The 23,304-nt window shown below is 73.4% G+C and carries 22 protein-coding genes and 1 pseudogene; 10 read left to right on the forward strand and 13 right to left on the reverse strand.

Going from position 1 to position 23,304, the window contains the following annotated elements:
• Window positions 1-66 precede the first annotated feature (66 nt).
• Both ACH4D3_RS27740 and ACH4D3_RS27745 read left to right on the forward strand, forming a co-directional pair.
• Window positions 67-1,452 carry a rhodanese-like domain-containing protein gene (locus ACH4D3_RS27740; protein WP_398327216.1) on the forward strand — a complete coding sequence of 462 codons (1,386 nt, stop codon included), beginning with the start codon at window positions 67-69 and terminating at the stop codon, window positions 1,450-1,452.
• Window positions 1,449-2,192, forward strand: coding sequence for a sulfite exporter TauE/SafE family protein (locus ACH4D3_RS27745; protein ID WP_398327219.1), 744 nt, complete (start codon window positions 1,449-1,451; stop codon window positions 2,190-2,192). Before ACH4D3_RS27740 ends, ACH4D3_RS27745 begins: the two co-directional genes overlap by 4 nt.
• Before the next feature lie 17 nt (window positions 2,193-2,209).
• On the opposite strand, the gene ACH4D3_RS27750 is transcribed toward ACH4D3_RS27745, so the two are convergent.
• Entirely contained in the window at window positions 2,210-2,488 is a 279-nt protein-coding gene (locus tag ACH4D3_RS27750) for a metal-sensitive transcriptional regulator (RefSeq protein ID WP_398327222.1), read from the reverse strand.
• A gap of 110 nt (window positions 2,489-2,598) precedes the next feature.
• On the opposite strand from ACH4D3_RS27750, the gene ACH4D3_RS27755 reads away from it, so the two are divergent.
• The 3 genes from ACH4D3_RS27755 to ACH4D3_RS27765 all read left to right on the forward strand — a co-directional run bounded on the left by ACH4D3_RS27755 (window position 2,599) and on the right by ACH4D3_RS27765 (window position 5,590).
• Window positions 2,599-3,183, forward strand: a complete 585-nt coding sequence (locus ACH4D3_RS27755; protein ID WP_398327225.1) for a rhodanese-like domain-containing protein — start codon at window positions 2,599-2,601, stop codon at window positions 3,181-3,183.
• Between the two features lie 79 nt (window positions 3,184-3,262).
• Window positions 3,263-3,922, forward strand: coding sequence for a TetR/AcrR family transcriptional regulator (locus ACH4D3_RS27760; RefSeq protein ID WP_398327228.1), 660 nt, complete (start codon window positions 3,263-3,265; stop codon window positions 3,920-3,922).
• A 96-nt stretch (window positions 3,923-4,018) separates the two neighbouring features.
• Window positions 4,019-5,590, forward strand: coding sequence for an MDR family MFS transporter (locus ACH4D3_RS27765; RefSeq protein ID WP_398327830.1), 1,572 nt, complete (start codon window positions 4,019-4,021; stop codon window positions 5,588-5,590).
• 80 nt (window positions 5,591-5,670) lie between these two features.
• Here ACH4D3_RS27765 and ACH4D3_RS27770 read toward each other — a convergent pair whose 3' ends face one another.
• The 7 genes from ACH4D3_RS27770 to ACH4D3_RS27800 form a co-directional block, all read right to left on the reverse strand.
• The gene (locus ACH4D3_RS27770) at window positions 5,671-6,675 is read right to left on the reverse strand and encodes a twin-arginine translocation signal domain-containing protein (protein WP_398327230.1); all 1,005 of its coding nucleotides are present in this window, start codon (window positions 6,673-6,675) and stop codon (window positions 5,671-5,673) included.
• 40 nt (window positions 6,676-6,715) lie between these two features.
• Window positions 6,716-7,996: a TRAP transporter large permease subunit gene (locus tag ACH4D3_RS27775; RefSeq protein ID WP_398327233.1), complete on the reverse strand. Its 1,281-nt coding sequence runs from the start codon at window positions 7,994-7,996 to the stop codon at window positions 6,716-6,718.
• Window positions 7,997-7,999: 3 nt separating this feature from the next.
• Window positions 8,000-8,614 (reverse strand): hypothetical protein, encoded by a 615-nt coding sequence (locus tag ACH4D3_RS27780; RefSeq protein ID WP_398327236.1) that lies wholly within the window; start codon window positions 8,612-8,614, stop codon window positions 8,000-8,002.
• The gene (locus ACH4D3_RS27785) at window positions 8,611-10,740 is read right to left on the reverse strand and encodes a hydantoinase/oxoprolinase family protein (RefSeq protein WP_398327239.1); all 2,130 of its coding nucleotides are present in this window, start codon (window positions 10,738-10,740) and stop codon (window positions 8,611-8,613) included. Before ACH4D3_RS27785 ends, ACH4D3_RS27780 begins: the two co-directional genes overlap by 4 nt.
• Window positions 10,741-10,840: 100 nt before the next feature.
• Complete coding sequence (locus ACH4D3_RS27790) at window positions 10,841-12,439, reverse strand: FAD-dependent oxidoreductase (protein ID WP_398327242.1); 1,599 nt, start codon at window positions 12,437-12,439, stop codon at window positions 10,841-10,843.
• 50 nt (window positions 12,440-12,489) lie between these two features.
• On the reverse strand, window positions 12,490-13,635 hold the full coding sequence (locus ACH4D3_RS27795; RefSeq protein WP_398327245.1) for a LacI family DNA-binding transcriptional regulator: 1,146 nt from the start codon (window positions 13,633-13,635) through the stop codon (window positions 12,490-12,492).
• A 118-nt stretch (window positions 13,636-13,753) separates the two neighbouring features.
• Window positions 13,754-14,287: a GNAT family N-acetyltransferase gene (locus tag ACH4D3_RS27800; RefSeq protein ID WP_398327248.1), complete on the reverse strand. Its 534-nt coding sequence runs from the start codon at window positions 14,285-14,287 to the stop codon at window positions 13,754-13,756.
• A 329-nt stretch (window positions 14,288-14,616) separates the two neighbouring features.
• On the opposite strand from ACH4D3_RS27800, the gene ACH4D3_RS27805 reads away from it, so the two are divergent.
• Together ACH4D3_RS27805 and ACH4D3_RS27810 are read left to right on the forward strand one after the other, a co-directional pair.
• On the forward strand, window positions 14,617-15,201 hold the full coding sequence (locus ACH4D3_RS27805; protein WP_398327251.1) for a sigma-70 family RNA polymerase sigma factor: 585 nt from the start codon (window positions 14,617-14,619) through the stop codon (window positions 15,199-15,201).
• Window positions 15,201-15,953 carry an anti-sigma factor domain-containing protein gene (locus tag ACH4D3_RS27810; protein WP_398327254.1) on the forward strand — a complete coding sequence of 251 codons (753 nt, stop codon included), beginning with the start codon at window positions 15,201-15,203 and terminating at the stop codon, window positions 15,951-15,953. The genes ACH4D3_RS27805 and ACH4D3_RS27810 overlap by 1 nt, the downstream gene beginning before the upstream one ends.
• A 55-nt stretch (window positions 15,954-16,008) precedes the next feature.
• Here the strand turns inward: ACH4D3_RS27810 and ACH4D3_RS27815 are convergent.
• Window positions 16,009-16,220, reverse strand: a pseudogene (locus tag ACH4D3_RS27815) (DUF1295 domain-containing protein); the annotation flags it as partial.
• A gap of 226 nt (window positions 16,221-16,446) precedes the next feature.
• On the opposite strand from ACH4D3_RS27815, the gene ACH4D3_RS27820 reads away from it, so the two are divergent.
• A complete protein-coding gene (locus tag ACH4D3_RS27820; protein WP_398327258.1) occupies window positions 16,447-18,081 on the forward strand; it encodes an ABC-F family ATP-binding cassette domain-containing protein in 1,635 nt (544 codons plus the stop codon).
• A gap of 78 nt (window positions 18,082-18,159) precedes the next feature.
• Window positions 18,160-18,615 (forward strand): flavodoxin family protein, encoded by a 456-nt coding sequence (locus ACH4D3_RS27825; RefSeq protein ID WP_398327261.1) that lies wholly within the window; start codon window positions 18,160-18,162, stop codon window positions 18,613-18,615.
• Window positions 18,616-18,617: 2 nt separating this feature from the next.
• Here the strand turns inward: ACH4D3_RS27825 and ACH4D3_RS27830 are convergent, their stop codons facing one another.
• The 3 genes from ACH4D3_RS27830 to ACH4D3_RS27840 all read right to left on the reverse strand — a co-directional run bounded on the left by ACH4D3_RS27830 (window position 18,618) and on the right by ACH4D3_RS27840 (window position 20,843).
• A complete protein-coding gene (locus ACH4D3_RS27830) occupies window positions 18,618-19,277 on the reverse strand; it encodes a fasciclin domain-containing protein (RefSeq protein WP_398327264.1) in 660 nt (219 codons plus the stop codon).
• Window positions 19,278-19,475: 198 nt separating this feature from the next.
• Entirely contained in the window at window positions 19,476-20,408 is a 933-nt protein-coding gene (locus ACH4D3_RS27835; protein WP_398327267.1) for a M56 family metallopeptidase, read from the reverse strand.
• Between the two features lie 6 nt (window positions 20,409-20,414).
• On the reverse strand, window positions 20,415-20,843 hold the full coding sequence (locus ACH4D3_RS27840; RefSeq protein WP_398327270.1) for a BlaI/MecI/CopY family transcriptional regulator: 429 nt from the start codon (window positions 20,841-20,843) through the stop codon (window positions 20,415-20,417).
• 87 nt (window positions 20,844-20,930) lie between these two features.
• On the opposite strand from ACH4D3_RS27840, the gene ACH4D3_RS27845 reads away from it, so the two are divergent.
• Window positions 20,931-21,506 (forward strand): TerD family protein, encoded by a 576-nt coding sequence (locus tag ACH4D3_RS27845; protein WP_030189815.1) that lies wholly within the window; start codon window positions 20,931-20,933, stop codon window positions 21,504-21,506.
• A 33-nt stretch (window positions 21,507-21,539) separates the two neighbouring features.
• Here the strand turns inward: ACH4D3_RS27845 and ACH4D3_RS27850 are convergent, their stop codons facing one another.
• Complete coding sequence (locus ACH4D3_RS27850; protein ID WP_398327273.1) at window positions 21,540-23,228, reverse strand: hypothetical protein; 1,689 nt, start codon at window positions 23,226-23,228, stop codon at window positions 21,540-21,542.
• Window positions 23,229-23,304 lie beyond the last annotated feature (76 nt).

Genomic DNA, 23,304 nt, shown 5'->3' on the forward strand with positions numbered 1-23,304 from the left:
ATATCTGTTACGGTGGGCGGGAGAGATACCCCAGGGGGTAATTCGGAAGCGGAAGGAGAGCGTGCCGTGTTCTTTGTCGACGTCCTGGAGACCGAGGGACTGGGCAACCGCAGCTACCTGGCAGGCGGCCCCGGCTCGGCCGTGGTCGTGGACCCGCCGCGGGACATCGACCGCGTCGTCGCCGCGGCCGCCCGGCGCGGGGTGCGGATCACCGCCGTCGCCGAGACCCACGTCCACAACGACTACGTCACCGGCGGCCTGGAGCTGGCCCGCCTCACCGGCGCGCGCTATCTGGTGCCGGCCGGGGCCGAGGTGGCGTACGCACGCGTGGCGGTGGCCGACGGCGACGTGGAGCCGGTCGACGCGGGGCTGGAGCTGCGGGCGGTGGCCACACCGGGTCACACCCCGCACCACACCTCGTACGTCCTTGAGGAGGCGGGGCGGGCCGTGGCCGCCTTCACGGGCGGTTCGCTGCTGATCGGCACCGTGGGCCGGCCCGACCTCGTGGAGCCGCGGCTGACCGAGGAGCTGGCCCGCGCGCAGCACGCCTCCGCACACCGTCTCGCGGGGCAGCTCGAGGACGGCGTGAGCGTGCTGCCCACGCACGGCTTCGGCAGCTTCTGCTCCTCCTCGGCCTCCGGCGGCGAGCACAGCACCATCGGCGCCGAGAAGGCCGCCAACCCGGCGCTCGTCCAGGACGTGGAGAGCTTCGTACGGGAGCTGCTGGCCGGGCTGGACGACGTGCCCGCCTACTACGCCCACATGGCGCCGGTGAACAGTGACGGCCCCGCTCCCCTGGACCTGACCGAGCCCCGCCGCGCGGACGCGGACGAGATATCCCGGCGTCTGGCCGCCGGCGAGTGGGTCGTGGACCTGCGCTCCCGAGTGGCCTTCGCCGCCGGACACGTCGCCGGGTCGCTCAACTTCGAGGTCGACGGTCAGCTCGCGACCTACCTGGCCTGGATGGTCCCGTGGGGCAGGCCGGTGACGCTGCTCGCGCACGACGCCGACGACCTGGCCCGCGCCCAGCGCGAGCTGGCCCGGGTGGGCATCGACCGCCCGGCCGCGGCGGCGGTCGGCTCCCCGGCCGACTGGGTCGCGCAGGGGGAGCGCCCGGGCTCGTTCCGGCGCGCCACCTTCGCCGAGCTGGCCGCGGCGCGGCGGGAGGGCGCGGACGACATGGTGGTCGTCGACGTACGGCGGGACGCGGAACGCGCCCACGGGTGGGTCCGGGGCAGCGTGCACCTGCCCGTCCACGAGATCCACCGGCGCCTGGCCGAGGTGCCGCCGGGCACGGTGTGGGTGCACTGCGCGGGCGGGATGCGCGCGGCGGTCGCCGCGTCCGTGCTGGACGCCGCCGGGCGCGAGGTGGTCGCGGTCGACGACGGCTTCGCCGCGGCGGCCGGGGCGGGGCTGCCGCTCGTGACGCCCTCGGACGCCACCGCGGCATGACGCCGCTGATCCTCGCCCTGCTCGCCGGTGCCGCGGCCGGTGTGTCCCTGGGCGCGCTGGGGGCGGGCGGCAGCATCCTCACCGTGCCCGCGCTCGTCTACCTGCTCGGTTTCACCCCGGCGGCGGCGACCACCGCGAGCCTGGTCGTCGTGATCGTCACGTCGGTCACCGCTCTGGTGGCCCACGCCAGGGCGGGAGCCGTGCGGTGGCGGGCCGGGCTGCTGTTCGCGGCCGCGGGTGTGCTGCCCGCGGCCGGGGCCGGAGCCCTGTCCTCGCGGGTCCCGGCGACGGTGCTGACGCTGCTGTTCGCCGCCCTGGCCGCGCTGGCGGGCCTGCACATGCTGGGCCGCCGCGCGCCGCGCGAGAACGGCACCGTGTCGGGGGCGCGTGCGGCCGGGGCCGGGGCCGGTCTCGGCGCGGTGACCGGCTTCCTCGGGGTCGGCGGCGGCTTCCTGGCGGTACCGGCGCTGGTGACCGTCCTCGCGGTGCCGATGAGCGCCGCGGTGGGCACGAGTCTGCTGGTGGTCGGGGCGAACGCGCTGGTGGCCCTGGCCGCCCGGGCGTACTCCTCCGTGCACCTGGACCTCACCCTGCTCCTGCCGTTCCTGGCGGCCGCGGTCCTCGGCGCGTGGGACGGCAGGCGGCTGGCCGCGAAGGTCTCCGCCGGGACGCTGCGGCGCGTCTTCGGTGCGGTGCTGCTCGCCGTGGCCGTGGCGATGGGCGTGACGGCGGTACTGTGACCCGCCGACCGCCGACGTCAGGCCAGGGAGAGGAAGAGCTTCTCCAGCCGGGCCCGCATCTGTGCCGAGTCGCGCACCTCGGGGTCGTCACTGGTCATGCACTGCTGCAGCCCCGTGGCGATGATCGAGAACCCGGCCCGGTCCAGGGCGCGGGAGACGGCGGCGAGCTGGGTGACCACTTCCTCGCAGTCCCGGCCCTCCTCGATCATCCGGATGACTCCCGCGAGCTGCCCCTGGGCACGCCGCAGCCGGTTCAGCGCCGACTTCAGTTCGTCGGCCGACATGTCGAGCTCCACGCTTCTCCCTCTCCTCCACCCGGTACCACACCGATAACTCACCGAACCCCACATACCCCCGCGGGTATCCTACCGCGCGGGGGGACGAACAACGAGAAAGGTTTCGCTCCGTGATCACCTCCGCAGCAACCGCCACCGCCCTGACCACCGGGCAGGCGGCGGCCCGCCTGGCCGAGTTCACCGTCGTCGACGTCCGCTCCCCCGGCGAGTACTCCGGCGGCCATCTGCCCGGCGCCCACAACGTTCCGCTGGAGCGCCTCGACGAGGCCGCCGACACCCTGGCGGCGGCCGCCGCGCGCGGGCCGCTGCTGCTCGTGTGCGCCTCCGGGAACCGGTCCGCCAAGGGCTGCGAGCGGCTCGCGGCGCGCGACGTCGCGGCGGCCACGCTCGAGGGCGGCACGAGCGCCTGGGCGGCGGCCGGTCATCCCGTCGAGCGTCCGGCCGGGGCGCGTACGCCGTGGCCCATGGACCGGCAGGTGCGCCTCGCGGCCGGGTCGCTCGTCGCCGCCGGTTTCGTGGCCGGGCGCTTCTGGCGGCCCGCGCACTGGCTGTCCGGCGCGATAGGCGCGGGACTGGTCTTCTCCGGGGTGACCAACACCTGCGGCATGGCCGCGGCACTGGCCCGGCTGCCCCATAACCGGCCCACCGGGGAGGTCGCCTCCTTCGAGGAGACGCTGGCCCGACTGGCCGCCTGAGCCGCACCGACGACGGCGGGCGCCGATCCCTTCCGGGGTCGGCGCCCGCCATTTTGCATGTCGTGCATCTTTGCATACCATGCAACTTATGTCGGAGAAGGGTGCCGCGGGGGGCGGTCTGCGGGAGCGGAAGAAGCGGGCCACACGTGCCGCTCTGGCCGAGGCCGCGGTGCGTCTCGCCGCCGAACACGGGGCGGAGAAGGTCACCGTCGAGGCGATCAGCGCCGCGGCCGGGGTGTCCGTGCGCACCTTCTTCAACTACTTCGACAGCCGCGACGAGGCCTTCGTGGTCATCGACGCGGACGCGGGCGCCCGCATGCGGCGCGCCGTCCTGGAAGCACCGGCCGAACTCTCCCCGCTGGCAGCCCTGCGCGAGGCCATGGCGGCGGAGCTGGCCGAGGCGGAACAGCAGCACGAGCTGTGGCGGCTGCACGCCGAGGTCCTGCACGCCTCACCGCACCTCCTGGCGCGCGGCGTCGGGGCCCACATGGCGGCCGAGGCGGACCTGGCCGACGCCATCGCCCTGCGCCTGCGCGGGGACGGCGGCATCGGTGGGCCCGGCGGCAACGGCGGGGACGGGCCGGGGCTCTACCCGCGACTGCTGGCCGCGGTGGCGGGCGCCGCGGTGCGCACCAGCATGGACCACTGGTCCGCCCACCAGGAGGAAGCCGCCTTCCTCGACGTCTTCCACGAGGTGTTCACCCTCCTCGCCGCCGGTCTCCCGGCACCCTCCGCGTAGCCTCCGCGCCGGGCTCGCGACCCCTCAGGACCCACCACACACGAAAGAGATGCCGTGACCGCTACCCAGGCGCCCGCCGACGCGCCTCCCACCTCGATGACCCACCGGCAGATACTCCAGGCCATGTCGGGCCTGATGGCCGGCATGTTCGTCGCGATCCTGGCCGGCACCGTCGTGGCCAACGCGCTGCCCACGATCATCGCTGACCTGGGCGCCAGCCAGTCGTCGTACACGTGGGTCGTCACCTCCGAGCTGCTCGCGATGACCGCGACGGTGCCCCTGTGGGGCAAGCTGTCCGACCTCTTCAACAAGAAGCTGCTGCTCCAGCTGTCGCTGAGCATGTTCGTGGTCGGCTCGCTGCTGGCCGGTTTCTCGCACGGGGTCGGGCTGCTGATCTTCAGCCGGGTCGTGCAGGGCATCGGCGCGGGCGGTCTGACCGCGCTCGCGCAGGTCGTGATGGCCTCCGTCATCCCGCCCCGTCAGCTGGGCAAGTACGCCGGCATCTTCGGCGCCGTCTTCGCCGTGGGCACCGTGGCCGGACCGCTGGTCGGCGGTGTCCTGGTGGACACCTCGTGGCTGGGCTGGCGCTGGTGCTTCTTCATCGGCGTGCCGTTCGCGCTGCTCGCCATCGCCCTGCTCCAGCGCACCCTGCGCCTGCCCACGGTCAAGCGCGAGGTGCGCATCGACTGGCTCGGCGCCTTCCTGATCGTCGCCGGTGTCTGCGCCCTGCTCATCTGGGTGTCGCTGGCCGGCAACGAGTTCGACTGGGCGTCCTGGCAGACCGGTGTCCTCACGGGCGGCGGCGTGCTGCTGCTGGTCGCGGCGGTGTTCGTCGAGGCCCGCACCGCCGAGCCGGTCATCCCGCTCGGCATCTTCAAGAACCGCACGGTCACCCTGACCACCGTCGCCAGCCTCCTGGTCGGTGTCGCCATGTTCGGCGGGACCGTCTTCCTCTCCCAGTACTTCCAGATCTCCCTGGGCAAGTCGCCGACCGTCGCGGGCCTGATGAGCCTGCCGATGATCCTCGGCCTGCTGGTGTCCTCCACCGTCGCCGGACAGGTGATCAGCCGGACCGGCAAGTGGAAGCGGTACCTGGTGGCGGGCGCGGTGATCATGGCCGTCGGCCTGGCGCTGCTGGCCACGATCGACGCGAGGACCAGCTTCGGCCTGCTCAGCCTCTACATGGCGATCCTGGGTGTCGGCGTCGGCATGCTGATGCAGAACCTGGTGCTGGCCGCCCAGAACGACGTGCCCGCCGCCGACCTGGGCGCGGCGACCTCGGTGCTGTCGTTCTTCCGCAGCATGGGCGGCACCATCGGCGTCAGCGTCCTCGGCGCGATCCTCGCCAACCGGGTCGCCGACGAGACGGCCAAGGGACTCGCCAACGCCGGTGTCACGGCCCCCGGTGGCGGTGGCTCCGGCGAGGGCAGCGTCCCGGACATGTCCACGCTGCCCGGCCCGATGCGGACGATCATCGAGCACGCCTACGCCGTCGCCACGGCCGACCTGTTCCTCGTCGCCACGCCGTTCGCGGTGCTCGCGCTGGTCGCCGTCGTGTTCATCAAGGAGAAGCCGCTGAAGACCACCAGCGGCATGGAGCGCCTGGCCGAGGAGTCCGGCGAGGGCCCCGCCGCGCCGACCGACAAGGACCCGGCGCCGGTCGCCTGAGGCACCCGACGCGAAGACAGCGGGGCCGCCCGTCCGATCCGGACGGGCGGCCCCGCTGCCGTGGGCGCGGCGGCCAGGGGTCAGCCGCGGGCCATCGCGATCGAACCGGCCAGCCGCTCCCCCGCCTCGTAGATCATGTACGGGACGCCGTGGTCGGTGCCGAAGGACGGGGAGGCCGCACGGCCGTTCTCCGGGGCGGCGCCCCGGGAGTCGTAGAAGACGCCGAGGTGCCTGCGGAGCGAGAAGTCGTTGCCGACCTCGGTGATCATCAGGTCGCCGCCGCTCTCCTTGTCCTTGTTGTAGACGACGTACGTGCTGTTGTTCCGGTGCAGCAGGTGCGGGCCGCCGATGTTGACCGCGCCGACGTCGCCGTGGCGTACGAGGGGCTCCTGGGAGAACGTCCAGGTGCGGCCGTCGGCGGACCGGCCCCAGCCGATGTCACGGTGGTTGGTGGTGTTGTTGACCATGAAGACCATGACGTAGTGCGCGCCGTGCGCGGGCAGTTCGTGCGGGAAGACCCGCGCGTAGGAGGTCTCGGTGGTGCCGGACGGCAGCATCGAGGTGGTCAGCACGGTCTTGTCGTAGGTGAAGTGGATGCCGTCGGTGGAGCGGGCGAGCCTGGTCGTGGTGTTCTCGCCGTGGAAGTACAGCCACATCTCCTTCCGCCCGGCGTGCCACATCACGTGCGGCGAGGAGACGTGGCTGACGGAGTAGTGCGGCGACCACTTGTTGGAGACGATCGGGTTGTGCGGGTACTCCGTGAAGGGCCCCTCCAGCGAGTCCCCGTAGGCCAAGCAGATGCCGCCGGGGGCGTCGTGCGGAGCGTAGTAGAGGTAGTAGCGGCCCAGCCGGCCGCTCGCGGGCAGCCGGTCGTAGACGCCCCGGACGGTCGGGAAGATGATCTCGCCGGTCGGGTTGTAGGCCAGCTTGGACGGCGTCAGCAGGGTGCGGACGTAGGTGTAGTCGGGGAAGCCGCCGGGTGCGGCGGAGGCGGTGGGCACGGCGGTGGCGCCCAGCGCGAGGGCAGCGCCGGTGGCGGCCGTGCCCTTCAGGAACAGACGGCGGTCGAGGTGCGGCTCGTGCATGTCGTCTCCTGGGTGAGGGGATGTCACACGTACGGAGGTGTCACAGGTACAGGGCGGCGGTGACGCACATGCCGCCGAGGGCGACCAGCCACACGTAGGGCAGGGTGCGGACCATGACCTGCTGCGGGCTGACGCCCGCGTACTGCGCGGCCCACACGGTCTGCGTGCTGGTGGGGTCGGCGACGCCGAAGACCTGGTTGTACGAGGTGGCCATGCCGAGGACGGCGACGGCCGGGTAGATGCCGGTGGCGATGAGGACGCCCGCGATGCCCGCGCCGAGGCCGAACACGTTGAGCGGGCCGCGGTACAGGCACAGCGGCACCAGCACGGTGAAGACGACGACGAACAGCACCGGGTTCTGCGGGCTGACCGCCTTCATCAGCGGCTCCAGCGCGTCCACCGCGCCGGGGAGTTTGACGGCCGCGAGCAGGATGCCGATCGCCACGAACAGGGCGAGCGGCGGCGCGGCCACCTCGAAGCCGCCGTACAGGGTGCGCAGCAGCCGCTTGTTCATCTCGCCGGGCCGGGTGGTGGTGACCAGCGCGTAGAGCACACCGGCCAGCATCGAGGGGATGATGGCCACTTCCAGGCCGAGGGCCAGGACCAGCGGGATCACGGGGGCGAGCAGCGCGTACCAGGGCGCGTCCCCGAGCCGTTCGCGGCGCGAGGGCGGGCGGGCGGCGACCGACTTGAGGGACCAGGCGTGCTCGGTGCCGCGCCGCCGGTTCTCGATGACGACGTAGGCGACGGCGGCGACCAGGGCGAACGGGAACAGCTTCACCATGAACCCGCGGACGGTGTCGACCGGCAGGTCCAGGGCGGTGGAGAAGAACTGCCAGACGGGCAGCTCGAAGGGGACGCCGACCGCGATGCCCATCAGCACCGTGCCCGCGGCGGTCACCTTGGGCACACCGACCGCGACCATCGCGGGGATGCCGATGATGCCGGCCAGCATCGCGGCCGGCGCGGAGCCGGTGACGGTGCCGACGAGCGCCGAGACGGCGAGGACGCCGAGGGCGACGACGGTGGGCCGGTCGCCGCCGAACTCGACGATCTTGCGGACGAGGGTGCCGGCGATGCCGGTCTCGTCGAGCAGCTTGCCGAGCCAGGAGCCGAGGATGATGGCGACCATCGTCGCCGCGAGCGCCGGGGCGCCCTCCTGGAGCACCGTGTCCAGGACGCTGTTCTTGCCCGTCAGGGGCGCACCGGAGAGGAAGGCGATGACCACCGCCAGCAGCACCAGCGCGAAGGCGGTGGGCAGCTTGCGGGTGAGCATCGCGGCGACGCCGGCCGCCATGACGAGGAGGATGACGACACCCATGGGTCAGTTCTCTCTTCTTCCGTCACGTGCGGGTGGTGGGGTGGCCGTGCCCTCGGTCTCGGCGGCCAGGGCGGCGGTCAGCAGCAGGGGGCTGCGGCCGAGACCGCAGACGGTACGGGCGTAGGCGTGCGCGGCCACCTCCTCCGCGCCGGCGACGTGGCCGGGTACCCGCAGCCGGCCCAGGCGCAGGGCGCTGTGGCCGAGGGCGCTCTTCAGCGCGGCCTTCGCGGGCCCGTGGTGGAGGTGGACGTGCACCGCCTCGTGGGCGAGGGCGGCCGCCCGCACGGAGCCGGGCGGGTACCAGTCCCGCCAGCCACGGGCGTCGACGACCCGTTCGGCGAGGTCGATGGTGTCGGTGTACAGCTCGACGGTGGGCGGTCTGGAGGTGTACCGGGCGAGCAGCCCGAGTTCCAGTCCGCCGTCGCGCTCGACGATCCGTGCCCGGCACTCGACGGGCGCGAGGCCGGAGCCGAACGCGTCGGCCGCCCGCGCCCACCGGCGCAGCAGCTCCGGGTCGCGGTGCTCGTGGGTCGGGGTGGCGGCCAGCAGCCGCACCGCCCACCCGATGTCGTCGGTGGCGGCGAGGTCCGCCCGCGCGGGGGCGTTCTTGACGGTCATTCGCGCACCTCCAGTACGGCGACCACCGGTTCGTCGGCGGCGCGGGAACGCAGTTCGCTGCGGGCGAGGGCGAGCAGCGGCTGCGGGTCCAGGACGCCGGAGAGGTCGGCGATGCGGGAGCCGAGCAGCAGCCGTACGGCGGGGGCGCGCACGCCTCCGTCGCCGTAGGAGGTGTTCTCGGTGACCAGCTTGGCGAGCACCTCGGGGGCGGCGGCGACGGTGGTCGCCTCGACCCGGGCGTCCGGCGCGTGGTGGCGGACCACCCCGTCGGCGTCGACCACCCGCACCGGGTGGCGGACGGGCCGGAAGCGGCGGTGGACCTCGGTGCCGTACACGGTGTGGGCGGGGGTGCCCGCGAGGACGTGCACCTTCGACGGGTCGGTCTTCAGGCTGGCGGCGGCCAGCCGCAGACGCTCCGTGTCGTCGGCGCGGTGGGCCCGGTCCTGGGTGCGCAGTTCGGTGGCGCCGGTGGCGATGGCGCGTACGACGTTGGTCTGCGGGTCGACGGTGACCTCGACCTCGACGCCGTCGGCGGCGGCGCCCTGCTCGACCACGGCGCGCTCGGCCTCGGCGCGCACGGCGAGGATCTGCTCCTGGGTGGCGCCGGGCACGATCCGCTCGACCTGTTCGCGGACCAGGGCGAGGGCGACGCCGATGGGGCTGATGACCTCGCTGTGCTGTGCGATGCGGCCGGTCATGTCGGTGCGGGCGGCCAGGTGCGGGGTGACGGAGGCCGCGCCGCCGCCCCCGCCGACCAGGACGGCGGTGTCGGTGTCGAGGCGGTACTCGCGTACGAGGTCGTCCACGACGGACTTCACCTGGTCGGTGCCCGCGTCCAGGAGCTGGGCCGCGGCGGTGTCCACGTCGGTGCCGAGGGCGGCGGCGAGCGGGGCCAGCGCGGCGCGGGCGGTGTCCGGGTCGGCGTGGGCGAAGTCGCCCTCGGGGACCCGGCCGAGCGCGTTGGCGGCGCAGGTCATGGTGAGCGCGAACCGGCCGCCGGCCGCGTCCAGGACGGCGTAGTCGGCGGGGTCGCCGGGCAGCGGGCTGACGGTGGTCAGCTTCGCGTCCCGCAGGTCGGCCGGGTCGGCGTAACAGGCGTACGGCAGCCCGGCGATGTGCGCGCTGCGTGGTCCGGTGCCGGTGACCCGGCCGCCGGAGACCCGCACCATGGAGCCGCCGCCGACGCCGACGGTGCGCACGTCCAGGGCGTTGAGGTAGGAGGTCTGGCCGAGCAGCACGGCGTGCCGTACCGCGACCTTGCCGCGCTTGACGACGCTGATGTCGGTCGAGGTGCCGCCGGTCTCCAGGAACACGCCCTCGCTGACGCGCTCCTGCATGAGCGCGCCGGCGACCCCGGCGGCCGGTCCGGACAGCACGGTCAGCAGGGGCCTGCGCCGCATCTCGTCCAGGGACATCACTCCCCCGTCGCAGCGCATCACCATCAGCGGCGCGGTGACGCCCGCCTTGGTGATGGAGGCGTCGACGAGGTCGGCGGTGGCCAGCATGCGCGGCAGGATCGCCGCGTTGACGACTGCGGTGCGGGTGCGCTTGCGCAGCCCGTACAGGGAGGTGATCTCGTGCGCGGCGGTGGTCGGCAGCCCGGTGGCGCGGGCGGCCTCGGCGACCGCCTCCTCGCCCTCGGGCCGGTCGACGCCGAAGGGCTCGCTGGCGACCAGCGCCTGGGCGCCCGCGGCCGTGAGCTGTTCGACGGCGGCCCGTACGGCGGGGGCGTCCTCGGGGTCGGGGACGTGCGCGTAGTGCAGCGGGAGCCGTTTGCCGGGGGTGAGTTCGAGCTTGGCGAGGGTGGCGAGTCTGCGGGTGAAGTAGGTTCCGCCGCCGGTGCCGATGCCGAGCAGGCCGACGGTGGCGACGTCGCCCTCCAGCAGCGCGTTGGTAGCCTGGGTCGTGCCGTGTGCCAGGAAGGCCACGTCGGCGGGTGCGTGTCCGGTCTGCGTCAGCAGCCGGTCGAGCGCCTCGACGATGCCGTGCGCGACACCGTCCTCGTGATGGTGGCTCGTGGGGACCTTCACCTGGCCCACGAGCCGGAGCGTCGTGGCGTCGACCGCCACGGCGTCGGTGAAGGTTCCGCCCACGTCGATGCCGACGCGGATGCGGTGGGTGGTCATGTCCGGGCACCTCCTTGTGCTGGGTCGGTCCACGCGTGGGCGGTCACCGGGCGGGGCAGGTGGTGCTGCCCCGCCCGACTCCCGTGCCGCGCGGGGTCGTTCAGTAGCCCCTGATGTCGGGCCAGTGGCGCTGTACGCCGTCGCGGTCGAGCACCCCGGCGAACTCCTCGAACCTCTTGTCCTCGGCCTGCACCTGGTGCGGCTCGACGTCCTCGGCGAGGCAGTGGGCGGCGAGGGCTCCGGCGACCTCGCCGACGTTCCACTCCACCGGGTGCAGGCGGTAGCAGCCGTTGGTGATGTGGGTGGTGCCGAGGTTCTTGCCGGCCGGCAGCAGGTTGCGCACCCGGCGCGGGACGAGCGCGCCGAGCGGTATCTCGAAGGGGACGGAGCCGATGTCGACGTAGCCGTCGCCGCCGGTGGAGGGGTGCAGGTCGATGCGGTAGTTGCCGACGCCCACGGAGTCGCGGTGGCGGGTGCGGCCGTAGGGCCCCAGCAGGTCGATGGAGACATCGTGCTCGGTGACGGTGGTGACGGCCTTGATCCGGCGGGACTCGCGGACGTAGGCCGCCTTGGCGAGGCCGTCGGCGGTGCCCGTCACGTCGGGGCGCGGGCGCAGTCCGGGGAAGCCGGTGCCGCCGTCGGTGCGGGGCGCCTCGGTCTGCAGCCAGTACAGCACCGACAGGGACAACTGCCGTGCCTCGCGCAGTGCTTCCGCCTCCTGGCCGATGTAGGGCTTGAGCCAGTAGTCGTTCAGCGGCCAGTTGACGAGGGTGATGTCGGAGTCGAAGGCGCCCTCGGTGTGCAGCTTGCGGGCGAGGATGCGGCGGAAGCCCCACAGTTCCTTGTCGCCCGCGTCGGCGCTCTGGTCGGCGCTGACGGCGAGCGGGTCCAGCTCGGGGTTGGGTACGAAGGTGCGCGGCACCGGTTCCAGGGTGCGCGGGTCGGGGGCCTCGAAGCCGAGCAGCGGTCCCGGCCAGAAGTCGGGCTTGTAGTCGCGCCAGAAGCCGTAGTCGGCGGGGCGGTCGATGGTGTGGTCCTCGCCCTCGTGGTGGGAGAGGGCGAAGCAGACGGTGATGCCCTGCTGGTTGCCCGGCTGGGCCTGGTCGGGGGCGTGCGGTTCGTCGAACTCGGCCCGGGACTCCGCGCCGTTGACGTGCTCGACGCCGGCGAGGTGGAGCAGTTCGCCGGTCTCGGTGGCGTCCAGGACGTAGCGGGCGGGGACGGTGCGGCGGGTGCCGTCGCGGAGGTCCTCCAGGGTGACGGCGCGTACGACATCGTTGTCCGTCTCGGCGGCCACCGGCCGGTGCTCGGTGAGGACGGTGAGCCGTCCGGCCGACCGGTGCGGGGCGAGCATGCCCTCCAGCACGGCGAGCGCGACGCGCGGCTCGTGGCAGAGCTTGCTGACCCGGCCGGCGCCGGGGTTGAGGTCGGTGAGGGCGGCCGCCTCGGCGCGCAGGGGGTACCACTGGCGGTAGTACTGCCGGATGCCCTCGCGCAGTCGCCGGTAGGTGGCGGTGGTGCCGAACTGTTCGACCCAGGGGTGTTCGTCGGGTGGTACGGCCTGGCTGGTGAGCTGGCCGCCGATCCAGTCCGTCTCCTCGGTCAGGACGACACTGCGGCCGGCCCGGCAGGCTGCGAGGGCCGCGGCGACGCCGCCGAGGCCGCCGCCGACGACGAGGATGTCGGGTTCCGGTATCACGCTGCTGCTCCTTGGGTGGTGCGGTCGGTTCCGTGGGTGGGTGGATGGGTTCAGGGGACGGCCGGTGGGCCGGCGGTCGTGCCCGCTCTGAAGGCGCAGGCGACGAGGGTGCCCTCGGCGGGACCGCCCGCGATGCGGACGGCGAGCAGCCGTACGGCCTCCGCGCCGAGCGCCGGGCGCGGGATGTCGAAGCCCATCGGCGCCGGTCCGTCGGCGAGGTCGGCGGGCGGGCTGCCGAGCAGGGCGAGGGACACCTGGCCGGGGCAGTCCAGACCGGCCGCGTCGACGGCGGCGCGCAGCGCCCGCCAGGCGGCGCCGGTGTCGGTCTCCTCGGCGACGAAGGCGGTGATGCCGTCGGCCACCCAGGCGCGGACCCGGTCGGCGGTGAGGTCGCCGCGCGGGTCGCCGGAGCGGAAGACGGCGTCGGGTCCGGCGGGCAGGCCACTCGCCGCGAGCCCGTCCAGGAAGCCGCGTTCACGGTCGGTGGAGGCGGGCGCGTCGTCGTCCTCGCGGACGAGGAGGACGCGCCGGTGACCGAGCCCGGCGAGCGCGGTGACGACCTCGCGGCTGGCGCTGACGTAGTCGGCGCCCACCCAGGCGAGGCCCTCGGGCTCGTCGCGCCGGCCGACGTGGACGACGGGGAAGTCGTCGGCGACCAGTCGGCGCAGCTCGTCCGCGGGGGCGTGGCGGCCCAGGAAGAGGCAGCCGTCCGCCAGCCGTACGCGGTTGAGGGCGCCCGCACCGCCGGCGCCCGCTCCCCCGGTGCTCGACCCGGTGAACAGCACCAGGTCGTAGCCCTGCGCCGCGGCTTCCTGCTCCACGCCGACGAGGAACGGGTAGTACGAGTGCCGGACGTCGGTCGGGAACGTCGCGGTGAAGCTGAAGACGCCGAGCAGGTTGTTGCGGGCGGCGGCGAGCCGGCTGGCGGCCGGGTCGGGGACGTAGCCGAGGCTGTGGGCGGCGTCCAGGACCTTGGCGCGGGTCTCCGCCGAGATCGGCCGGCCCGTCGCGAGGTCGCGCCCGGACAGCACCAGGGACACCGTCGCCTGCGAGACGCCGGCCAGCCTGGCCACCTCCGCCTGCCTCGGCCGGGCCCGCCGGCCGGCCGGCGCGGGGGCCCTCCCCGGCCTCGCCCGCCCTGCGGCTTCCTTCGCCACCACCGCTCCTCTCCGTCGCACCAAGCTGTTAATGCGCATTACCTAATGCGCATTAACAAGCAATGTGAAGGACCGCGGCCGTCGGGTCAAGGGGTTGCTCGGAGAAAAATGCCGGGTGGCGGCGGGAGAAGCTCCCACCGCCACCCGGCGTGTCGGATCAGATGCCGTACGGTGCCGCGTACCGGACGGTACCGGCGGGCAGCGGGTGGGCGGCGTCCAGGGTGAGGGCCATCAGGGCCTCGTCCGGGACGTCGATGCTCAGCCCGATGCCGTGGGCGGAGGCCCTGCCGAAGCCGAAGCGGGGGTAGTACTCCGGGTGCCCGAGGACGACGACGTGGTGCTCGCCGAGGCGCTCGGCAGCCGCGAGCGCGGCCCGGACCGCGGCCGCGCCGGCGCCGCTGTTCTGGCGCTCGGGCCGGACCGCGACGGGCGCCAGGCACAGTGCCGGACTGTCCCCGATGTGGCAGCGGGTCAGCAGGGCGTGCCCCACGGGCCGGTCGGTGTCGTCCACCGCGACGAGGGACAGCCCCTCGATCCACGCCCCGGCGTCGGCGCGCAGCGCGTCGACGAGGACGGCTTCCTCCGGCGTGGGGAAGGCGGCCCGGACGATGTCACGGATGACGGGGACGTCGGCGCCGGTCTCGGCGCGGGTGTTCCAGGAAGAACGGGAAGTAGAACTGGAAGAGGACATGGCGGAATGAGAATCCGTTTCTGGAGTTGCGTTCGTGTGAGGCGGGGTCAGGCCGCCGCTCGGGACGCGAGGGAGACCACGAGGGACGTCCGGGCATCGCGAAGGACGGCGTCGAGCACGGTCATCAACCTCACCTCCCTGTCTTCCCGCTCCTCAGGAGCCCGATCGAACGCGAACGCGGTCAGTATACCCATGCCGCCCGTGGCAGGGTGTGCGGCGGACGAGGTCACCGCGGCTTCGCGCGGCCCGCGACCAATCCGCGGGCCGCGCGGCCCCGGATTACGCGGGGACATCCCCCGCCCGTCGCGCATTCCCTTGGAGCAACCGTCGTGAAGGAAGCCGTACACATCGGCAGAAATCCATCGTCCCAGCCCGATCTGCAGCAGCTGATCCGGGAGGTGGCCCTCGGCGATCAGGACTCCTTCGCCGCCGTGTACGACGCGGTGGCGGGGTCCGTGCTCGGGGTCGTCCGGGCGGTGCTGCGCGACCGGGCGCAGTCGGAGGAGGTCGCGCAGGAGGTGCTGGTGGAGGTGTGGCGCACGGCGCCCCGCTACCGTCCGGAGCGCGGCACGGTGATCAACTGGGTGCTGACCCTGGCCCACCGGCGGGCCGTCGACCGGGTGCGGTCGGTGGAGGCCGCCGCGGCCCGCGACCACAAGGCGGCACTGCTCGACCGGACACCCGAGTACGACGAGGTCACCGAACAGGTGGAGACCCGCCTGGAGCGCGAGCAGGTGCGGCGCTGTCTGCGCACCCTGACCGACATCCAGCGCCAGTCCGTGACCCTCGCCTACTACCGCGGCCTGACCTACCGGCAGGTGGCCGAGTCCCTCGCGCTGCCGCTCGGCACGGTCAAGACGCGGCTGCGCGACGGTCTCATCCGGCTCCGCGACTGCCTGGGGGTGAGCGCGTGATGCGCACCGAGGACCTGCACAGCCTGACGGGCGCCTACGCCCTGCACGCGCTGCCCGACGACGAGCGGGAGGCCTTCGAGCGCCATCTGGCGGGCTGCGCCACCTGCGAGCAGGAGACCCGGGAGTTCGCCGCCGCGACGGCCCGGCTGGGGCTGGCCGCGACGGTCGTCCCCGCCCCCGCGCTCAAGGACCGGGTGCTGCACCGCGTCACCACGGTGCGCCAGGTCCCGCCGGGCGGCGGCACGGCGGGCAAGGCGCGCCGCGCCGTGCCCCGGGGGCGGGGTCTGGCCCGGTGGGCGCTGGCGGCCTGCGTGGCAGCCGCGGCGGGGCTCGGGGGCGCCGCGGTGTGGCAGTACGAGCGGGCCCAGGACGCCGGGCAGCGGGCCGCGCGGGCCGAGCGGCGGGCCGAGACCCTCGCCGGGGTGCTGGCCGCGCCGGACGCCCGGTCCCGTACGGCGCGGCTGACCGGCGGGGCGAGCGGGACACTGGTCGTCTCCCACGGGCAGGACCGTGCGGTCTTCCTGGCCTCGGGCATGGCCGAACCGCCGCGGGGCAAGGTGTACCAGCTCTGGTTCGACGACCACGGCACGATGCGCCCGGCGGGCCTGATGGACCCCGGCAGCACCAGCCAGGCGGTACTGATGGAGGGCGGCGTCGACGGCGCGGCCGGTGTGGGCATCACGGTCGAGCCGGCCGGCGGTTCGAAGCGGCCGACCTCCGACCCGATCGCGCTGCTGAGCATGCCGGCCTGACGGGGTGGGGGCCGCCGCCCTCCCCCCTTCCCGCCCCCTCGTCGAGTCCTACGGGGACCGGCGCGGCGGACGTGGGGCCCGCGTCTCGGGCGGTCAGGAACAGGCCCCACCAGACGCAGAAGTCGCCCAAGTAGGTGGGTGCCGGGTCCGGCTCCGCAGTCCGCGGTCCATGATGCGACCCCGGTGGGCGGGGTCGGCCTTGAACCGGGCCAACTGGGCGTCCCCCACGGCCTCGAAGACCGGCCCGACCGCCCCCAAGCCGGGACCGGTGCTGGAGCCCGGCTGCTAGGCTGGTGGGGACGTTGATCGTGCAGCGAGGGAGTCGCGGACATGGTGGGTGACGACGACATCTCCGGGTGAGACCCGGTTCCGGTAGGCCGCAGCGGGCGTGTTCGAGCGCCGTCGCAGTGGCCCCTTCGTCGTTCCCTTTTCCCGTTCCGCCTTTCTGGGCAGAGCTCTGTTCGCTGCCCCTCACCGCCACGAGGTCGTCCTCATGTCCGACGCCGCTGTCCGCTGCTCCGACCTGTCCTTCTCCTGGCCCGACGACACCCCCGTCTTCCAGAATCTGTCGTTCACCGTGGGCGTGGGCCGCACCGGCCTGGTGGCCCCCAACGGTGCCGGGAAGTCCACCCTGCTCAAGCTGATCGCCGGTGAGCTGCGGCCCGCCGGCGGGTCCGTCACGGTTACCGGCGTCCTCGGCCACCTGCCGCAGGCCCTGCCCCTGACGGGTGGCCTCACCGTGGCCGAGGTCCTCGGCGTCGACGCCGTGATCCGGGCCATCGACGCAGTGGAGTCCGGTGACGTGGCCGAGGAGCACTTCGCCACCATCGGCGACGACTGGGACATCGAGGAGCGCACCGGCGCGCAGCTCGACCGTCTCGGTCTCGGCGCTCTCGCCCTGGACCGGCGGCTGAGCACGCTGAGCGGTGGCCAGATCGTCTCCCTCGGACTCGCCGCCCAACTGCTCAAGCGGCCCGACGTGCTCCTCCTCGACGAGCCCACCAACAACCTCGACGTGGAGGCCCGCGGCAGGCTCCAGGACGTGCTGATGGACTACAACGGCTGCCTGCTGCTGGTCAGCCACGACCGGGAACTGCTCGACCGCATGGAGCGCATCGCCGAGCTCGACCGCGGTGAGCTGCGCTTGCACGGCGGCAACTTCACCGCGTACGAGGAGGCCGTCCGTGCCGAGCAGGAGGTCGCCGAGAAGAACGTACGCAACGCCGAGCAGGAGCTGAAGCGGGAGAAGCGGGAGTTGCAGCAGGCCCGCGAGCGCGCCGACCGCCGGGCGAGCAACGCCGCTCGCAACCTCAAGAACGCCGGGCTGCCCCGGATCTTCGCCGGCAACATGAAGCGCGGGGCGCAGGAGTCCGCGGGGCGGGCGGGGCAGACCCACGCCAATCGAGTCGGCGAGGCGAAGACACGGTTGGACGAGGCGGAACGGTCGCTGCGCGAGGAGCAGCGCATCACGCTGGACCTGCCCGAGACCCGGGTGCCCGCCGGACGCACCCTCTTCCTCGGTGAGCGGCTGCGGATCCGGCTCGGCGACCGGGACGTCTTCGGGGACCGGGGCGTCGACCTGACGGTCCGGGGCCCCGAGCGGATCGCGCTGACCGGAGCCAACGGCACGGGCAAGAGCACGCTGCTGCGTCTGGTCGACGGCGACCTGGCGCCGGGGGGCGGCGAGCTCAGGCGGGCCGAGGGGCGCGTCGCGTACCTCTCCCAGCGGCTGGACCTGCTGGACGACGGGCGCACCGTCGCCGAGAACTTCGCCGCCTGGGCCCCTGACCGGCCGGAGGCCGAGCGGATGAACCTCCTCGCCCGCTTCCTCTTCCGGGGCGCCCGCGCCCACCTGCCCGTCGGCCTGCTCTCCGGCGGCGAGCGGCTGCGGGCCACGCTGGCCTGCGTACTGTGCGCGGAACCGGCCCCGCACCTGCTGCTCCTGGACGAGCCGACGAACAACCTGGACCTGGTCGGCGTGAGTCAGCTGGAGAGCGCCCTGAACTCCTACCGGGGAGCCTTCGTGGTCGTCAGTCACGACCGGCGGTTCCTGCGGGAGATCGGCGTCGAGCGCTGGCTGCGGCTGGCCGACGGCGAGCTGGCGGAGACTGGGGCACCGGAGGAGTAGGTCGTCGGCGGCGGCAGACCTCCCGGGCGCCATGGTGTCCGTTTGCGGTCGGGGGGTGCCGGGCGGCAGGCTGCCGGTGTGGCCACTTTGCTGATCGTGCATCACACGCCGTCGCCCAACTGCCGGGCGATGCTGGAGTCCGCCGTGTCCGGGGCGACCGCGCCCGAGATCGAGGGGGTACGGGTGGTCCGGCGGGCGGCGCTGGCGGCCACGGCGGTCGACGTGCTGGAGGCCGACGGGTACCTGCTGGGCACCCCGGCCAACCTCGGGTACATGTCGGGTGCGCTCAAGCACTTCTTCGACCAGGTCTACTACCCGTGCCTGGACGAGACGCGCGGCCGTCCCTTCGGCTACTACGTGCACGGGGGCAGCGACACCACGGGCGCGGTGCGCGCCGTCGAGTCGGTCACGACCGGCCTCGGCTGGCGGCGTGCGGCGCCGGCGGTGAGCGTGGCCGGTGAACCCGGCAAGGCCGACCTGGAGGCCTGCTGGGAGCTGGGGGCCACGCTCGCCGCCGGACTGACGGACGCCTGACGTCAGCTCTTGGGCATCAGGACGGAGTCGATGACGTAGACGTTGGCGTTGGCGGTCCGCACGTTGCCGCAGACGACCTTGGCGGAGTCGTTGACCTGGTAGGACTCGTCCGAGCCCGAGGTGGTGAGCCTGGACTTCTGCAGGGTGTCGAAGGAGCCGTTCTCCAGGTCCTGCGGTGCCAGCTTCCGGCCGACCACGTGGTAGGTCAGGATGTCGGTGAGCATCGCCTTGTCGTTCATGACCTTGTCCAGGTCGGCCTTCGGAATCTTGGCGAAGGCGTCGTTGGTGGGCGCGAACACGGTGATGTTCTCGGCGTTGTTGAGCGTGTCGACGAGACCGGCCTTCTTCACCGCCGACACCAGCGTGGACAGGGCCGGGTTGTTCGAGGCGGCCGTGGCGACCGGATCCTTGGCCATGCCGTCGAAGGAACCGGCGCCCTCCTTCGGCACCGTGGAGCAGGCCGGGCCGAACGGCTCGTCGGAGTCCGCCGTGCCGCCGGAGGTGTCGGAGGACTTGTCGTCGGTCGCCGCGGGGGCCGAGGAGGCGGCCTGGGCCGAGTCCGAGGAGCCGCTGTCGCCGTCGTCGGAGCACGCGGCCAGGGACAGGGGCAGGACGGCGGCCGCGGTGACGGCGACGACGGAACGACGAATGCGGGCGTTCATGGAAAATCTCCCTCAAAACGAGCAGCGCGAAGACTGCGTCGAGACAGAGTCGCGGTGCGGATGCGGAGTTGACGTGGTTGCCGATCCGGAGTCAGCCGCCGGTTCGCTGTCGGCGTGGTCCCGGTTCTTCCCTCACGCGGGGAATCCGGAGCCGCCCCGGCCCCGGATTGGTTGCTCACCCGATCGAGTGAGGGACCCTCACAGGGGCGTCGCGGTCCGGAGGATGAGGAACATCGTGACGGCGGCGTTCGCGGACGACATCGCCGAGACGGCGGTGCCCGCGGCCGCGACCCACGCGGCCAGGCCCACCGAGGTGAACACCGGGGGCCAGGTGCGGACCGCGGGGGCGGGGCCGAGCAGGGCCGCCACCCGGCGCGGCACCGGACCGGGCGCCGCGAGACCGGCGAGGGTGGCGACGGGTGTGCCGCGGGAGACCAGGGCCGCCTTGCCGATCGCGGTCGCGACCGTCCGCCGGTCGCCGACCGTCCGTGCGGCCGCCTCGTCCGCCCACCGCTCCGCCGTGTAGGACACGGCGGTCCGCAGCGGGCGCAGGAACGGGTTGGCCAGGGCGGCCAGCCGTACGGCGAGCAGGAAGCGGTGGTGCCGGTCGGCGAGATGGGCGCGCTCGTGGGCGAACAGCGCGCGCCGCTCCCCCGGTTCGAGGCAGTCGAGCAGGGCGGTGCTCACCACCACGCGGTCGCGGCGTCCGCCGGGCAGCGCGTACGCGTAGGGCACGTCGTCCGGCAGCACGGCCACCCCGGTGCCCGGCAGTCCGGCCAGTGCGCGGTGGGCGGCACGGCGTACCCTGCGATGCCGCCACAGGGCCCGCACCGAGGCCGCGACCACGGCGCACAGCGCGGGGATCGCCGCCTTGCCGACGATCTCGTCGTAGGGCACCGCCGCCCGCACCTCCGGGTCCGACCAGCCGTCGGGGAGCGGGTTGCCCGGCAGTTGCGCGGTGCCGACCACCATCACCAGGGCCAGGCACAGCGTGCTGCACAGGGCCATCACGACGGCGACGGCGGTGAGCAGCCTGGTCGCGGTGCGCGGGTGCAGATGCTGCTCGGCCAGCCTGGCGATCGGCCACGCCGTCAGCGGGAGGACCAGGGGCAGGAAGACGAAGACTCCCATGCGGCGTCAGCCGTCCTCCGCGGCACGCGCGTGCCCCAGCAGTTCGCGCAGCAGCCGCTCGTCGTCCGGGTCCAGGCCGGTGACGAAGCTGGCCAGCACGGCCTCCCGGTCACTCTCGGCGTCCAGGACCTTGCGCATCTTCCGGGCGGCCAGTCCCGCCTGGTCGGCGGCGGGCGTCCAGGCGAAGGACCGGCCGGCCCGCTCCCGGCTGACGGCGCCCTTCTCCAGGAGCCGGGTCAGGATCGTGATCACCGTGGTGTACGCGAGGTCGCCGCCGAGGCGCTCCTGCACCCAGCCGGCCGTCGCGGGCCCGTCCGCCTCGCGCAGCGCGGACAGCACCAGCGCCTCCAGCTCACCCTGCCCCCGTCGCCGCGGACGCCGGTCATCCGTCACGGCCCGCCTCCTTCCGCCGCCGATCGTCTTCCGGAGCGACATCGTATAGAAAGCTTTCTTCTACAGTGTTGTAGATTGGCGGCAGGCACGCACACACGGAACACGACGGACGCGACGAAGGAGAACGCAGTGGGAGTTTCCCTGGCCAAGGGCGGCAACGTCTCGCTCAGCAAGGAGGCACCCGGCCTGACCGCCGTGCTGGTGGGTCTGGGCTGGGACGTGCGCACCACGACCGGCACCGACTACGACCTGGACGCCTCGGCGCTGCTCCTCGACGCGTCGGGCAAGGTGCTCTCGGACGGGCACTTCGTCTTCTACAACAACCTCACCAGCCCGGACGGCTCGGTCGAGCACACCGGCGACAACCTCACCGGTGAGGGCGAGGGCGACGACGAGGCGGTCAAGGTGAACCTGGCCGGGGTCCCGGCCGAGGTGGACCGGATCGTCTTCCCCGTCTCGATCCACGACGCGGAGAACCGCGGCCAGAGCTTCGGCCAGGTCCGCAACGCCTTCATCCGGGTCGTCAACCAGGCGAACAACCAGGAACTCGCCCGCTACGACCTGTCCGAGGACGCCTCGACCGAGACCGCGATGGTCTTCGGCGAGCTGTACCGGCACGGTGCCGAGTGGAAGTTCCGCGCGGTCGGGCAGGGGTACGCCTCGGGTCTCGCCGGAATCGCCGCGGACTTCGGCGTCAACGTCTGATCCGTCCCCGGGCCAGAGAGGGGCCGGACGGCGTCAGTGGCCGGTGGCACAGCAGCCCGCGTCGCCACCGGCGGCCGGGGCGGTGTCGAGGCGGCAGAAGCAGGACGCCTCGACCGGCACGTCCGCAAGGGCGGCGGCGAACCGCAGCTGCTGCGCCACGATCCGCGCCTCCCCCGCCCTGCCGAGCCGTACGAGGCACTCGTGGAGTCCGTGCAGGGCCCAGACGTTGTTCGGGTGCTGGAGCGGGCGGGGCAGGGTGTCGTCCAGGCCCAGGTCGGCCCGGTAGACCGCCTCGGCCTCGGCGGTCCGGCCCTGTTCCAGGAGCAGGGCGCCGTAGGCGTGCCGGGTGGGCTGCATCCAGCCCCAGGGCTCGTCGTAGGGCAGGTTGTCGTCCAGCTCGATGGAGCGCTCCAGGGCGGCGAAGGCGGCGGTGTGGTGGCCCCTGCGGTACTCCAGCTCGCCGTCGAGCATGGCGGAGGCGATGGCGAGGATGTCGGCGCAGGTGTTGTTGAACAGCGTGCGGGACTCGGGCACCTGGTCGACCGCCGCCCGGAACAGATCGCGTTCGGTCTCCGCCTCCGCGACCCGGCCGGTGGCCGAGAGGGCGACGCCGCGGGCGTAGTGCAGCATCGCGGTCGTCGCGCAGTACAGGCGCGGGTCGTCCGGCAGCGGCAGGGCGAGGATGTCCGCCCAGCGGCCGAACCGGATCAGGACGTGCACCCGCATGGCCAGGAAGGCCTCGAGCCAGTCGGCCATGGGAGGGCTCTCCACCCGCAGCAGTTCCTCGGGGACGGATGCCTCCAGGCGGGCCGCGGCGTCGAGGGCGACCTCGTACTGGCCCAGGAACATCGCGCCGTAGATCTTGAAGTGGTGGTTGTGCGCGCGGTAGAGGGTGTAGAAGTTCATCGCCCCCGACCGCGCGAGGCTCTTCTCGTCGGCGGCGATCGCGGCCTCGTTGTCCGACACCACACGGCGGTAGTCGCCGCACAGCACTTCCAGGTGTGAGGGCATGTGCAGCAGGTGCCCCGCGTCCGGGACCAGGCCGCGCAGCCGGCCGGCGACGGCGAGGGCCGCCTCGGGGGTGGGCGACATCTCCATCAGGTGGATGTAGAGGTGCACGACGCCGGGGTGGTCGCGGCCCCCCTCCGCGGCCAGGGCACGGTCCAGCACCTCCTTCGCCGCCAGGGTGCGCGCGCCCTCCGCGGGCAGCCCGGTGCGCAGGTCCCACAGCTGCCAGGGGGTCAGGTTCATCAGGGCGTCCGCGTAGAGGGCCGCCACGTCGAGGTCGTCGGGGACCAGTTCGTACACGGCGCGCATGCCGTCGGCGTACGGCGCGTTCCACACCGAGCAGTCCTCGACGGCGCTCGCCTGCGGGTAGCGGGCACGCAGGGCGCCGATCAGGGCCCGCTCGACCGGCGTGGCCCGGCCGGCCAGGTCGTGGGCGCGTTCGACGGCGGCGTGGGTGCGCTCGACGGTCCGGGTCAGCTCCTCGGTGTCGAAGGCCTCCCACGGCTTGTTGTAGTTGGGGCCGAGTGCGAGGGCGATGCCCCAGTGGGCCATGGCGCAGTCCGGGTCCGCCGCGACGGCGGCCTCGAAGCAGGCGGCGGCCTCCTCGTGGTGGAAGGCGTACGTCCACACCAGCCCACGGTCGAACCACCGCTGGGCCTCGGGCGACGGGGTCGTCACCGGGCGCCCGTGGCCGCCCAGGTCGTAGTAGTCCATGACGGGACGTATACCGCACCCGGGGACGGTCGCGGGGCGCTTCGGCGGACGGTCGCACGACCGGTGTCCCCGCCGG

The organism is Streptomyces sp. NPDC018026 (assembly GCF_044327745.1).
GTDB lineage: Bacteria > Actinomycetota > Actinomycetes > Streptomycetales > Streptomycetaceae > Streptomyces > Streptomyces rubrogriseus.

Coding starts and splice junctions, on each gene's coding strand:
- ACH4D3_RS27745 (WP_398327219.1), top strand. CDS start 1,449: ATGACGCCGCTGATCCTCGCCCTGCTCGCCGGTGCCGCGGCCGGTGTG.
- ACH4D3_RS27760 (WP_398327228.1), top strand. CDS start 3,263: ATGCAACTTATGTCGGAGAAGGGTGCCGCGGGGGGCGGTCTGCGGGAG.
- ACH4D3_RS27765 (WP_398327830.1), top strand. CDS start 4,019: ATGACCCACCGGCAGATACTCCAGGCCATGTCGGGCCTGATGGCCGGC.
- ACH4D3_RS27770 (WP_398327230.1), bottom strand. CDS start 6,675: ATGCACGAGCCGCACCTCGACCGCCGTCTGTTCCTGAAGGGCACGGCC.
- ACH4D3_RS27775 (WP_398327233.1), bottom strand. CDS start 7,996: ATGGGTGTCGTCATCCTCCTCGTCATGGCGGCCGGCGTCGCCGCGATG.
- ACH4D3_RS27780 (WP_398327236.1), bottom strand. CDS start 8,614: ATGACCGTCAAGAACGCCCCCGCGCGGGCGGACCTCGCCGCCACCGAC.
- ACH4D3_RS27785 (WP_398327239.1), bottom strand. CDS start 10,740: ATGACCACCCACCGCATCCGCGTCGGCATCGACGTGGGCGGAACCTTC.
- ACH4D3_RS27795 (WP_398327245.1), bottom strand. CDS start 13,635: ATGCGCATTAACAGCTTGGTGCGACGGAGAGGAGCGGTGGTGGCGAAG.
- ACH4D3_RS27800 (WP_398327248.1), bottom strand. CDS start 14,287: ATGTCCTCTTCCAGTTCTACTTCCCGTTCTTCCTGGAACACCCGCGCC.
- ACH4D3_RS27810 (WP_398327254.1), top strand. CDS start 15,201: ATGCGCACCGAGGACCTGCACAGCCTGACGGGCGCCTACGCCCTGCAC.
- ACH4D3_RS27820 (WP_398327258.1), top strand. CDS start 16,447: ATGTCCGACGCCGCTGTCCGCTGCTCCGACCTGTCCTTCTCCTGGCCC.
- ACH4D3_RS27830 (WP_398327264.1), bottom strand. CDS start 19,277: ATGAACGCCCGCATTCGTCGTTCCGTCGTCGCCGTCACCGCGGCCGCC.
- ACH4D3_RS27835 (WP_398327267.1), bottom strand. CDS start 20,408: ATGGGAGTCTTCGTCTTCCTGCCCCTGGTCCTCCCGCTGACGGCGTGG.
- ACH4D3_RS27840 (WP_398327270.1), bottom strand. CDS start 20,843: ATGTCGCTCCGGAAGACGATCGGCGGCGGAAGGAGGCGGGCCGTGACG.
- ACH4D3_RS27850 (WP_398327273.1), bottom strand. CDS start 23,228: ATGGACTACTACGACCTGGGCGGCCACGGGCGCCCGGTGACGACCCCG.